Source organism: Convivina praedatoris (assembly GCF_933208495.1).
Lineage (GTDB): Bacteria > Bacillota > Bacilli > Lactobacillales > Lactobacillaceae > Convivina > Convivina praedatoris.
Genome location: NZ_CAKOET010000002.1, coordinates 222096 through 234864 on the forward strand (window position 1 = coordinate 222096; position 12769 = coordinate 234864).

Below are 12769 nucleotides of genomic sequence, written 5' to 3' on the forward strand. Positions count from 1 at the left end.
CCTTAGGGCTGTTTTTATTTTGGCAGGGTATTTTATAAAAGCTATGCTAAAATAATCATTATTGGAGGAGTGATTCATGACTTTTTATAGTGCCGATTATTTATCACAACAGGCCAATGTTACCAGTACTTTTGGGATTGTGATGCTGTTGATAACTTTTGTTTTAATGGCAGTTGGTTTAGTGGCAACTATGCGTCATCGTCTTAATACGCGTTATCGTGATTTGACAATTATTGCCTTGTTGAGTTTTTTATTTTTTGCGGGGATTCAATATACAGATTACCAAACGATGGTAACGAAAAATTCCCAACAGTCACAAATGGGAACCTTTGCGACACAGTTTGCGGAAAATCAAAATGTATCGTCTAAAAAGGTATATTTTAATTCGACGACTTTAACGGATGGTATGTTGGTTAAAGAAGGGAATAAATACTACAGCATAACCCTAAGTAAGGACCAGAAATCCTATAGTTTAACCCGAGTATATCTATTTAATGAAAAAGTTGAGGTGGTCCAATGAATATTTATTTACCAATTCTTTATAAATTAGCGATTGGTCTGATTGCCCTAATTATTCAAATTAACATTATGGGGAAGGGTAATTTAGCTCCTTCTAATGCTCTCGATCAGGTTCAAAATTATGTTTTGGGTGGAATTATTGGTGGAACGATTTACTCTGATACGATTACTGTCTTTCAGTTCATGGTTGTATTAATTATGTGGACCTTGTTGGTTATGATTTTAAAATTCCTCAAGGAACATAGTCGGTTGGCTAAAGCAGTGATTGATGGACAGCCGGTTAATGTGATTGAAAACGGCCGGATTGATGCTGGTAAGGTGATTTTGGCCGGTCTATCAGCTAGTGATTTGATGTTTAAGTTACGGGAACAAAATATTTATGATGTTTCCAAAGTTAAACGGGCTGTTCTGGAACAAAATGGTCAACTGACATTGATTGAATATGGGGATCAAAGTCCTAAATATCCAATTATTTATGATGGGCAGGCCAACATGGAAGTGTTGGATGCCATTGATCAAGATGTTGATTGGTTGCTTGTTCAAGTCCAAAAACAAGGCTATACTAATATTCGCAGTATCTTTGTAGGTGAATATATTGAAGGTCAGATTCGGTTAACGCCGTATGATCAAACCGATTTAAACACAAAGATTAGGTTGAAAAAGTAGTACATGCAGAAAGGAATCAATTGTGACCGTTCGACAGTTTTTGGACTTAGTAGAAATTAAGGTAGTGATTCCCAGTTTAGCACCACTTTTGGTGGGATTAGCCTATAGTCAATGGCGTTATCATTTGGTGAACTGGGGGAATACAATTTTATTAATTATTGCCGCAGTTAGTGTTCATTTGGCGGTTAACACTTTTAACCGATATGAAGACCACAAGCGTCAGGTAAGTAGTCAATACTTACGTGAAACGAGTGCCAAGAAAGATTTAACTGATCACTGTGTTTTAATTGTAGCTGTTATTTTAGGTTTACTGGCGGCTTTGGCCGGTATTTTAGTCGCTTGGCGTACTTCCTATGTGACTTGGATTATTGGAATTTTATCGTTTTTAATTGGTTATTTTTATTCGGCTGGACCAAGACCAATTACTAATACCCCTTTGGGTGAATTTGTATCGGGTATAACGATGGGCTATTTCATTTTTGTTGCTCAAGTATATGTCAATACGATGATTGTTCTAAGTCCGATGATTTTATTGCAGTGGTTCTTTGTTTCTTTACCCCTAGTGTTATTAATTGCCAATATTATGTTAGCTAATAATATCGCTGATCATGAAGAGGATGAGGAAAATCAGCGCCACACGATTGTGCATTACTTAGGGTTAGCCAATGCTAAAAAGTTATATTTTTCCTGGGTTATCCTGGCCTATACAGAAATTGTCGTGGTAGTTATTTGTGGTTGGTTACCACTAACTGCTCTGGCAACCTGGGCCTTGACACCTTTAGTTTGGCGTAATACCCAGCGTTTTGTGGATAACCCGATTAAATCTAAAAATTTTGTTTTAGCTATTCAAAATTTGGTTATTTTAATGGTAACCATGGCGATTAGTATTATTATTGGTTTTTGGCTATAAAAAAAACAAGACTTGAGGAGAGCTCATGCTTGTTTTTTTATTTAAATTGGTCTAAATTTTCAATGCTAACGACATGGAAATCTTTTTTTTCTAATTTAGTAATAATTTGTTTTAGTAAATCACTATTACTAGGAATTGTTAGGGTAAACATCACGGTTAACGGGGTGTTTTTTTCTGATTGTAGGGATACTACTGATTCAATATTGGTAAAACGAGTAATAATTTTAGACATTTTACTTAAATCACCACGCTGCAAACGATCTTCAACACCAATCGCCACACCACCACGTTCAACTGACCAACTTTGAGATAAGACATTCATCAGCGCATCGTGGGTAAAAATCCCATAAAAATGGTGGTTTTCATCTAAGACGGCGATGAAAGGGAGGTCTCGAATGGCAAAGAAGACATCATAAAATTTACTATTGGTGTAAATAAACTTAGTTGAATTACGCATGATGGCAGTCGCAGGTAGTGACATATCTTGTTGGTTGGCAATGTGTTCTAAAACGTGTTGTTTATAAACATTACCTCGGAACAGTTGACCAGATTGATCCAGAATTGGAAAAGTCCTAGTATGCGCTTCATTGGGCGTATTAAAAAGATCGTAAACTTCTTGAATCGTTGTATTTTCAGTAATGGTAGTTAATTTTGATTTTGGTATTACTAATGATTTTGGGAACATAGGATCCTCTAATTCTATTTTCATAATAGATATAAGCATACTTATAATAACACATTCATAGTTGAGAGGAGTGGTATAATATCTCACTGATACTAATCAATAGGAAGAGTAAGGATTCAAGGCATGAAATTTATATTTGGACTCGGTAACATCGGTGTTAAATATGAGAATACCCGACATAACATTGGCTTTATGGCCGTAGATCATTACGCTCAACTCCATCAAGCAAGCTTTACGGCTACCAAGTTATTTGCACAGGTCGCTAAGATTACTGTAGATGGGGAAATAGTCTTGTTGGTAAAACCCACCACTTATATGAATGATTCCGGGCAGGCTGTGCGTGCTTTTTTGGATTTTTATGCTGGAGAAATCGAAGATGTCTTAGTACTCGTTGATGATATGGACATGCCTTTTGGTAAGTTACGGTTCCGGGCTAAGGGCTCAGCCGGCGGGCATAATGGGTTGAAAAGTATCATGGCCCATACCAATTCGCAAAGTTTCTTACGGTTAAAATTTGGCTTAGGGCATCCCCAGCATACCCAAGAAGCAGTTATTAAGTATGTATTAGGGAATTTTAAAGCTGAAGATATGACGACGGTTAATGACTTATTAGATCGTAGTAGTCAGGCGATTGATGACTGGATTGCTGGGGCTTCAGTAAGTGATTTAAGTAATCACTATAACGGATAAATATGACACTGACGAATTTTTTAAAAAACAATAGTACCATCCAAACCATTCAAGAGCATCTTAATCCTAAATCTAAGCAGCTCTTGTTGGGAGTTAATGGAACGGCCAAGGCGGCAAGCTTGGCGGCTCTTTATGCTGCTCATCCTCAACAAATGGTGATTGTGACGGATACGCAAGCTCATTTGGATAATTTGTATCAAGATCTTTCACAATTGGTCGAAGAGCAGGTGCTGTATACTTTCCCGGCTGAAGAAAGCCTAGCAACTGATTTGGCGGTTCATTCGGCCGATTTTAATTTACAGCGGGTAGCCGCTTTGACTGCACTTTTGAGTGGTCAACCGTTAATTTTGATCACTAATTTAGCTGGTTTTAGTCGACGATTACCCAATCCCAATCAATTAAAAAAAGCCACCCTAAATTTATCAGTTGGGCAAAGCTATGATTTTAATCAGTTAAAGAATGATTTATTAAAAATGGGCTATCAAGCGACGCAATTGGTGGAACAACCGGGTGAATTTGCACAACGGGGTGCTATTTTTGATATTTATTCGCCTTTTTTGGAGCATCCGATTCGGCTAGATTTTTTTGATAACGAATTAGACCAAATCAAACAATTTGATCCGACTAATCAACAGAGTATGGCCAAGTTAAAACAGGTGGTAATTCAACCGGCCTCAGATTTAGTTATTGATGTTGATCAATATCAAAGTGGTAAAAAGGCCGTTGAAACAGCGTTTAGTGACTATCGAACACAGTTAATTGGTGTGGAAAAAAAGCATGCCACCGATGGTTTTTCAACAACGCAAGTAGCGTTAAATGAACAAAGTCGACAAAGTGTTATTCAGCCTTATTTGTCTTTTTTCTATCCACAAGCAACAACTGTGCTTGATTATTTGGCTGAAGATGCCTTGATAGTCCTAGACGAGTGGACACGTTTAGAGGAATTTGGTCTTAATCAATTACAGCGGGATCAAGAATGGCTGGCTCAACAGGTTAAAAGTTATCAGTTACTACCGAGCGTAACTTTACCGACGCCATTAACTAAAATTTTAGCTGGACAGCACCGGCCAGAACTATACTTAGCTAATTTTCAGCGGGGATTAAATCGGATTCATTTTACTAATATTGCTGAAGTAACGACCCGGCCAGCAACCCAGTATTTTGGTCAGTTACCAGCTTTAAAAAATGATCTGCTCTATGCCCAAGAAAAAGGCTTAACAGTGGTTATGCTCATTAGTAATGCGAGTCGGATTGAACATTTTCAGCAATCATTAGTTGACTTTGAAACGCCAATTCCAGTCAACCGCGAAGTTCAGTCTAATCAAGTCCAAATTATGTTAGGGAGTTTGAGTAATGGTTTTGAGTGGGTACAAGATCATTTGGTTGCTTTAACTGAACGCGAGCTCTTTACCCATGCCCGTCAACCAGTTCGTCGAGTTCAAAAAACAATGGCTAATGCCGAACGTTTAAAGAGCTACAACGAACTGTCTGTCGGCGATTATGTGGTTCATGTGAACCATGGAATTGGCCAATACCATGGATTACAAACCTTAAATGTTGATGGCGGTAAGCAAGATTATTTGGAAATTGCCTATCAAAAGAATGCCAAAATTTTTGTTCCAGTTAATCAATTGAATCTAATTCAAAAATATATTGGGGCTTCCGATGCTGCCAAGGCACCGCGTTTAAATAAATTAGGTGGCAGTGAATGGCATAAGACTAAGCGGCAGGTAGCTGCTAAAATCGAAGATATTGCCGATGATTTACTTGATTTATATGCCAAACGCGAAGCGCAATCCGGCTACGCCTTTCCACCAGATGATGTTGCCCAGCTAAAATTTGATACTAGTTTTGGTTATCCAGAAACACCGGACCAGATTAGTAGTATTGAAGAAATTAAAGTTGATATGCAAAAAATTCAGCCGATGGATCGTTTGCTGGTAGGGGATGTTGGTTTTGGGAAAACTGAAGTAGCTTTGCGAGCTGTTTTTAAAGCTGCCCATGCTGGTAAGCAGGTAGCTTTTTTAGCACCCACTACTATTTTAGTTCAACAGCACTATGAAACTATTTTGGCTCGTTTTGCCGATTTTCCTGAAATTAAAATTGGTACCTTAAGTCGTTTTCAAACCAATGCCCAGAATCGACAAACTATTAAGGAATTGGAAGATCATCAATTAGATGTAGTTGTTGGAACCCATCGTTTGTTAAGCAAAGATGTTACTTTTGTTGATTTAGGTTTGTTAATTATTGATGAGGAACAGCGTTTTGGTGTCAAGCATAAAGAACGCTTAAAGGCGTTAAAAACCAATGTTGATGTTCTAACCTTAACTGCGACTCCCATTCCACGAACTCTAAATATGGCTATGGTGGGTGCACGTGATTTATCGGTGATTGAAACTCCCCCGGCTAATCGTTTTCCCATCCAGACCTATGTCTTAGAATTTGATTGGGCAGTGGTTCGGGCTGCAATTGAAAAAGAGTTAGCCCGTGATGGGCAAGTTTTCTATTTGCATAATCGAGTCAGTGATTTGGATCGGATTGCTGCCCAAATTGAAGAAATGGTACCAGATAGTCGGGTGGCTGTGATTCATGGACAAATGAGTGAAACTCAGTTAGAAGGGGTGTTGTACGACTTTTTGAACCGGCAGTACGATGTTTTGGTTACAACAACCATCATTGAAACTGGAGTGGACATCCCTAATGCGAATACTTTGATTGTCGATAATGCCGATCACATGGGCTTGTCCCAGTTGTACCAGCTACGGGGTCGGGTTGGCCGATCAGCTCGATTAGCTTATGCCTACTTTACCTATCCTTTTTCTAGAACACCAAGCCCGGAAGCCGAAAAGCGTTTAGAGGCGATTCGAGACTTTACTGAGTTGGGTTCTGGTTTCCGAATTGCCATGCGTGATTTGAGTATTCGTGGGGCCGGTGATTTACTGGGAAAGCAACAACATGGTTTTATCGATTCAGTCGGTTACGATATGTATACACAAATGCTCAAAGATACGGTTGCCAAAAAGCAGGGAAAGGTAGTTGATACCCCAGTGGTAAAATCCGATGCCGAGTTAATTTTAGGGGTTTTGGCTTATTTACCCGAAGATTATGTTGCTGATAATGCTCAGAAAATTGACCTATATACGCAAATTCGTTTGGCAGTGACAGATGAAGATTTTGAACAGGTCGAAGAGAATTTAATCGATCGATTTGGTGATTTACCCGATCCAGTGGCACGATTATTATTAGTTGGTCGAATTAAGAGTGCTGCTGATCGAGCCCAAGTTACGCAAATTCGTCGGCAGAAAAAGGAATTATCGGTTCAATTTAATGCGAAAGCTACTAAACAGTTGGCTGGGGTAAAAATTTTTGAAGCTTTAAAAGATGTGCCATTAAAGGCCGTTGTCGGAGCACCCGACCAACAATTAAAAGTGACTCTAACTATTGATGATCGTCAAGAAAGTAGTATCTGGTTAAACATATTGCGTAATTTTTTACTAGTTATTATTGAAATTCAACAGCAGGAAGTGGAGAAATAAATGCGTTTAGATAAATATTTAAAAATTTCCCGTTTGGTAAAGCGACGGACAATTGCTAAAGAAATTGCCGATCAAGGACGAATTGAAATTAATCAAAAAGTTGCTAAGTCTTCCGCTAATGTAGGAACTGGCGATTTAATCACGATTCATTTTGGTAATAAAATTTTAACCGTGAAGGTATTGAAGCTAGCTGAATTAGTGAAAAAAGATGAGGCCAGTGATTTGTATGAAGTGATTAGCGAAAGCTATGAACGTGATTTTAGTCAAGAATAATTTGATAATTATGGTTTAATTTTAATGAAAAACCTTGCAAGGCTAGGGATATTGTGACAGAATAATTCTTAGAAGTGAGGACGCCATGGCCAATTACAGTCGCTTACAACCAAATATTACCCCGTTAAACGCACGGATTGCCTACCAGATTGAAGCAGCAGGAAAGCGCCGTGATGCAGCAGCCCACCATTATCGACAGGTTCATGCACGGCGAATAAAGCGAATCAAATGGATTGGCATAGTGACTATGGCTATATTTTTAATCCAATTATTGATGAGTCAGGTTCGTTTGCATGATGCCAACAAGGGCTTGACAGTTTCTCAACAAAAATTGACGGGTATTCAAAAAAGTAATACTGAACTTAAAAGGGATGCTAAACAGCTAAATGATCCGGCATATTTAGAACAGGTTTTGCGGGAAAAATATGGCTATGCAAAATCCGGTGAGACGATTTATAATCTACCCGAACACAATTATGCTTAGAAAAGGAAAGACGCCCAGTGTTGGGTGTTTTTTTATCATACATGTCAAAAATTATTGAAAGCTTAAAAAAATATCATTGGGATACTCCCGTGATTATCGCCGTTTCCGGAGGACTGGATTCAGTTGTCCTTTTGGATGCCCTTTACCAAAGTCACCCGCAACAGGCAATTGTGATTGCCCATGTTAATTATCATTTGCGGGCTGAAAGTGATCAGGATGCTGCCTTTGTGGCCCAATTAGCAGAAAAATATCACGCTCAGTTAGTTGTTAAAGACTTCCAAAATAACAATCCCAGCGGCATTGAAGGCCGAGCACGTGATTTTCGGTATGAATTTTTTGAAGAATTAGCGCAGCAATATCATAGTCAAACTGTCTTAGTTGCCCATCATGCTGATGATCAAGTCGAAACCATTTTGTTAAATTTAATTCGCGGAGGACAACTAAGTCAATTAACTGGCATGTCTGCAGTACGCGATAAAGTTCTCCGACCTCTTCTCGATTATTATCGTCAGGACTTGTTTGACTATGCGCAACAGCAACAACTAACCTGGCGGGAAGATGAAACTAATTTTGACGCTAGCTATACGGCTCGTAATGCTATTCGTCAAAATATTTTACCGGCTCTATCAGAATTAAATTCAGGAGCGAAACGGCATATTTTGGATTTTGCTGGCCAAATAGCTAATCAAGAGCAATTGATGAACCAACAAATTCAGCTTTTTTTACCACAGTTAGAAGAAGATTGGACTAAGGTGCCTGAGGATTGGTTATATCCTACCTTAAGGTACTGGCTAACAGAAAAGGGTTTTTATCGTTTAAAAAATCAACAGCTGATGGCGATTGGTCGTTTGTTAAAGAATTGGCAAAAACCGAGCGGTTACATTGATTTAGGCGAAGACTGGCAATTCCATAAGACTTACCAAAAAATTTGCTTGAAAAAAAAGGCTAAAAAGTCAAAGAAAGCCCAAGAAAATTTATCAGTTATGTTAAAATTAAATCAATGGAATTTTTTGACTGATAAGCCACTTTGCTGGAGTAACCAGCAACCCAAGGGGTATGAACATATGATTAAACTACCGAGCTTACCAGGTGTTAACCATTTGTTCTTAAGATCGTTTAAAAGTGCTGATCGGTTAGCTATAAAAGGTGGGTCAAAGGCAGTCCGTAGAGTGCTGATTGATGCTAAAATACCTTTAGAAAATCGTCATCATGCCTTAGTTTTAACGGCCAGCGATAATAAAATTCTGGGGGTGCGCTTGCCAAACGGTAAGTGGCAAATGAGTCAAGATTCCTCTGCTCAAGCGAATCAAGATTCGACTTGGCTAGTATGGTGAATTGAGGAAATCTAGGTGAATAACGACATAGAAGAGATATTGTTTGATCAAGCGGCAATTCAAGAGTCTGCACAACGATTAGGTCGGCAGATCACTGAAGACTACGCTGGTCGGCGACCGTTAGTTTTATCAGTTTTAAAGGGTGCCTATCTTTGGACAGCCGATTTGATACGTGAAATTGACCTCTACGTGGACTTGGAATTTATCAAAATTTCGAGCTATCACGGAGGCGTGGCCAGTTCAAATGACATTCAATTGATTACGGATATTCGGCAAGATGTTAGTGGACGCGATGTAATGATCTTAGAAGACATTGTTGATACTGGTCAGTCATTACTGTTTATGGAAGAGCTTTTGGCTAGTCGAGGAGCATCGTCGATTCGAGTAGCAACTTTACTAGATAAGAAAGCCGGCCGTAAAGTTGACATTAAAGCTGACTATGTTGGTTTTGATGTTCGGAATGAGTTTGTGGTTGGTTATGGTCTAGATTACAAGGAACTTTATCGTAATTTACCTTATGTCGGTATTTTAAAGAAAGATATTTATAGTTAAGACAGCGGGTTTTAACTAAAGGAATTGAGGATATCGAATGAAAAATAATAACAGCGGCTTTTTTAGAAGCAGCTTTCTTTACGTGATTATCTTTCTAGCTATTATTGCTGGAATTTATTCCTTTGTCGGTGGCGACAAGGGTGGCACTAAGACAATTAGTTCAAGCCAATTTATTAAGGCCCTAGGCGATAAGGATATTAAGTCCTTTACCGTCCAACCAGGAAGCGATGTTTATACGGTTTCTGGAACTTACCGTGACAGTGATAAGTCATCAAAGGATAGCAACAGTTCTGGTTTGAATTCAATCTTGCAGAGCCAAAGTAAGACAACCAAATTCACCACTAGTGTGCTACCAAACGATGCTTCACTAAAAGATATTAGCCAGCAGGCTAAAGACACTAATACTGATATGACGACTAAACCAGCACCATCATCTGGTTTCTGGTTGAACTTGATTATCTCAATTGTGCCCTTGATTTTGGTCTTTGCCGTCTTTTACATCATGATGAGTCAGTCTTCTGGTAAGGGTGGCCAAGGTGGTATGATGGGTGGCTTTGGTAAGTCTAAGGCTAAGCCATCGGATCCCAAAGACAATAAGATTCGTTTTGACAACGTTGCCGGTGCTGATGAAGAAAAAGAAGAACTGGTTGAAGTTGTTGAGTTCCTAAAGTCACCGAAGAAGTTTGTTAACTTGGGTGCTCGTATTCCAAAGGGTGTTTTACTTGAGGGACCTCCGGGAACTGGTAAAACTTTGTTAGCCAAGGCTGTTGCTGGTGAAGCCAGCGTGCCATTCTTCTCTATGTCTGGTTCAGACTTTGTGGAAATGTTTGTTGGGGTTGGTGCTTCACGTGTTCGTGATTTGTTCGAACAGGCAAAGAAAACCGCTCCGGCCATTATCTTCATTGATGAAATTGATGCGGTTGGTCGCCGTCGTGGTTCTGGTATCGGTGGTGGTAACGATGAACGTGAACAGACTTTGAACCAAATCTTGATTGAAATGGATGGGTTTGAAGGTTCTGAAGGAGTCATTATTTTGGCTTCTACCAACCGTTCTGACGTGTTGGATCCTGCCTTGCTTCGTTCGGGACGATTTGACCGTAAGATTATGGTTGGTGCACCAGATGTGAAAGGTCGTGAAGCTATTCTTCGCGTGCATGCGAAGAATAAACCTTTGGCTAAGAACGTTGATTTGAAAGCTATTGCCCAACAAACTCCTGGTTATGTTGGGGCTGACTTGGAAAACTTATTGAACGAATCAGCTTTGTTAGCAGCTCGTCGCGATAAAAAAGAGATTGATGCTGCTGATATTGATGAAGCTGAAGATCGGATTTTCCAAGGTCCAGCTAAAACTAACCGTTCGATGTCTGAAGTTGAACGCAAGACCACTGCTTATCACGAAGCTGGGCACGCTTTGGTTGGATTGGTTCGTTCAGATGCCTCAGTTGTCCGTAAGGTGACGATTGTGCCGCGTGGCCGCATCGGTGGATATGCCTTGATGACACCAAAGACTGATCGTTATAATGTCCGTTACTCAGAAGCCAAGGAACAGCTAGCTGGTTTAATGGGGGGACGGGCTGCCGAAATTTCAGTCTTTGACGAAGCTAGTTCAGGGGCCGCTAATGATTTCCAGCAGGCAACCGGTTTGGCTCGCCAAATGGTTACGGCCTATGGTATGTCAGACAAATTGGGCATGGTTCAACTTGAAGGAAATGCTAGCGTTGGTTATAGCGAACAGGCTGGTAATCGTAATTATTCCGATGAGACAGCAAACTTAATTGATGAAGAAGTTCGTCGATTAACTCACGAAGCTTTTGAAGATGCTAAGCAAATTATTGCTGATCATCGTGATAAGCTTCAAGCCATCGCAGAAGCTCTGCTTGAAGTTGAAACTTTGGATGAGCAACAAATTAAAGATATTTACAATACTGGTACTTTTACTCCTAAGGGACCAGATGAGAGTAATGATGGAGCTAAGTCCTTTGAACAGACCAAAGCTGAATTAGATGCAAAAGAATCTGAAGCCGAGGAACGAGTGGATAAGGGGGGAGCTAATCCAGAGCAACCATTGGAAACTAATCCAGATGATGCACCGGAAAAGCCTGACGATGCTCCGAATTCGGATAACAAATAATTAGAAAGTTGGCTTAGGCCAACTTTTTATTTTTGACAAAGAAGGAAATTATGAATAATCAGTTAATTAAAGTTATTACTAAAGATGATGCTTTTCGTGCTTTCGCCTTAAATGGAACGAATCTAGTTAGCCAAGCTTGTCAGGCCCATGAAACCAGTCGTATTGCTTCAGTGATTTTAGGGCGAGCTTTGTTGGCCACTGAATTGTTGGCTCAGGCTACTCTAAAAGGGGAAGAACGTTTAAACGCTAAAATTGCTGGTCGTGGACCAATTGGCAACGTTGTAACTGAAGCTGATGCTAAGGGAAGCGTTCGAGGATACGTAACCAACGCTCAATTGGAAGGAACTTTAGATGAGCATCAGCAACTTCAAATTGGGACTGCGGTTGGACACAACGGTTTCTTACAAATTACTAAATTTGCCCCATATTCTGATCCGTATATCGGCCAAAGTCAGCTGGTGAGTGGTGAAATTGGTGATGATTTTACCTATTATCTAGCTCAATCAGAGCAGATTCCATCTGTGATTGGTGTGGGGGTCCACTTAGACAAACAAGGCCTAGTTGATATGGCTAGTGGCTTTTTAATTCAAGCTTTACCCGGCGCCACTGATGACCAGTTAAGCGATTTAGAAGATAAGCTAAAGGCCATGACGCCTTTAAATAAATTGATTTCTCAAGGATCAGAGCCAAAGGCCATTCTTAATAATATTTTTGGTGAAAATAGTTTTACGGAATTAGCCGATTTGAATGTTGGTTTAGCAGCTGAACCGCCTAAAGAAGAATATGCTAAGATGTTGGCAACTTTACCGGCCACGGAAGTTCAAGCAATGATCGATGAGGATGGCGGGGCTGAGATTATCGGTAAGTTCTCTGGTAAGCGGCATTATTTTGAACAAAATGAATTAGAAACAATTTTAGCCGATATCTTAGCTCGTGATCTCGATGAAGATAAAGATTCGTAATTTTAGGCTTTGTCACTAGCCTATGAT

General features: G+C 39.7%; 12 protein-coding genes. 11 read left to right on the forward strand and 1 reads right to left on the reverse strand.

The features are described 5' to 3' along the window. Window positions 1-76: 76 nt before the first annotated feature. From M4974_RS02820 to M4974_RS02830, 3 genes are read left to right on the forward strand one after another with little or no spacing between them, the layout of a single operon-like run. Entirely contained in the window at window positions 77-520 is a 444-nt protein-coding gene (locus M4974_RS02820) for a DUF3290 domain-containing protein (RefSeq protein ID WP_248705996.1), read from the forward strand. Further along, a complete protein-coding gene (locus tag M4974_RS02825; RefSeq protein ID WP_248705997.1) occupies window positions 517-1185 on the forward strand; it encodes a DUF421 domain-containing protein in 669 nt (222 codons plus the stop codon). The genes M4974_RS02820 and M4974_RS02825 overlap by 4 nt, the downstream gene beginning before the upstream one ends. A gap of 22 nt (window positions 1186-1207) precedes the next feature. Beyond that, the gene (locus M4974_RS02830) at window positions 1208-2095 is read left to right on the forward strand and encodes a prenyltransferase (protein ID WP_248705998.1); all 888 of its coding nucleotides are present in this window, start codon (window positions 1208-1210) and stop codon (window positions 2093-2095) included. A gap of 37 nt (window positions 2096-2132) precedes the next feature. Here M4974_RS02830 and cbpA read toward each other — a convergent pair whose 3' ends face one another. Next, window positions 2133-2780 (reverse strand): cyclic di-AMP binding protein CbpA, encoded by a 648-nt coding sequence (gene cbpA / locus M4974_RS02835; RefSeq protein WP_248705999.1) that lies wholly within the window; start codon window positions 2778-2780, stop codon window positions 2133-2135. A 123-nt stretch (window positions 2781-2903) separates the two neighbouring features. On the opposite strand from cbpA, the gene pth reads away from it, so the two are divergent. The 8 genes from pth (at window position 2904) to hslO (ending at window position 12742) form a co-directional block, all read left to right on the forward strand. Beyond that, entirely contained in the window at window positions 2904-3470 is a 567-nt protein-coding gene (pth, locus tag M4974_RS02840; RefSeq protein ID WP_248706000.1) for an aminoacyl-tRNA hydrolase, read from the forward strand. 2 nt (window positions 3471-3472) lie between these two features. Continuing rightward, window positions 3473-7006 (forward strand): transcription-repair coupling factor, encoded by a 3534-nt coding sequence (gene mfd, locus M4974_RS02845; RefSeq protein ID WP_248706001.1) that lies wholly within the window; start codon window positions 3473-3475, stop codon window positions 7004-7006. After that, window positions 7007-7279 carry an RNA-binding S4 domain-containing protein gene (locus M4974_RS02850; RefSeq protein WP_089938500.1) on the forward strand — a complete coding sequence of 91 codons (273 nt, stop codon included), beginning with the start codon at window positions 7007-7009 and terminating at the stop codon, window positions 7277-7279. Window positions 7280-7364: 85 nt separating this feature from the next. Next, the gene (locus M4974_RS02855) at window positions 7365-7763 is read left to right on the forward strand and encodes an FtsB family cell division protein (protein WP_248706002.1); all 399 of its coding nucleotides are present in this window, start codon (window positions 7365-7367) and stop codon (window positions 7761-7763) included. A 41-nt stretch (window positions 7764-7804) separates the two neighbouring features. Continuing rightward, entirely contained in the window at window positions 7805-9097 is a 1293-nt protein-coding gene (tilS, locus tag M4974_RS02860) for a tRNA lysidine(34) synthetase TilS (RefSeq protein ID WP_248706003.1), read from the forward strand. Between the two features lie 15 nt (window positions 9098-9112). Then, window positions 9113-9649 (forward strand): hypoxanthine phosphoribosyltransferase, encoded by a 537-nt coding sequence (gene hpt, locus M4974_RS02865; RefSeq protein ID WP_248706004.1) that lies wholly within the window; start codon window positions 9113-9115, stop codon window positions 9647-9649. A gap of 37 nt (window positions 9650-9686) precedes the next feature. After that, window positions 9687-11780, forward strand: a complete 2094-nt coding sequence (ftsH, locus tag M4974_RS02870; RefSeq protein ID WP_248706005.1) for an ATP-dependent zinc metalloprotease FtsH — start codon at window positions 9687-9689, stop codon at window positions 11778-11780. A 50-nt stretch (window positions 11781-11830) separates the two neighbouring features. Then, the gene (gene hslO / locus M4974_RS02875; RefSeq protein WP_248706006.1) at window positions 11831-12742 is read left to right on the forward strand and encodes an Hsp33 family molecular chaperone HslO; all 912 of its coding nucleotides are present in this window, start codon (window positions 11831-11833) and stop codon (window positions 12740-12742) included. Window positions 12743-12769 lie beyond the last annotated feature (27 nt).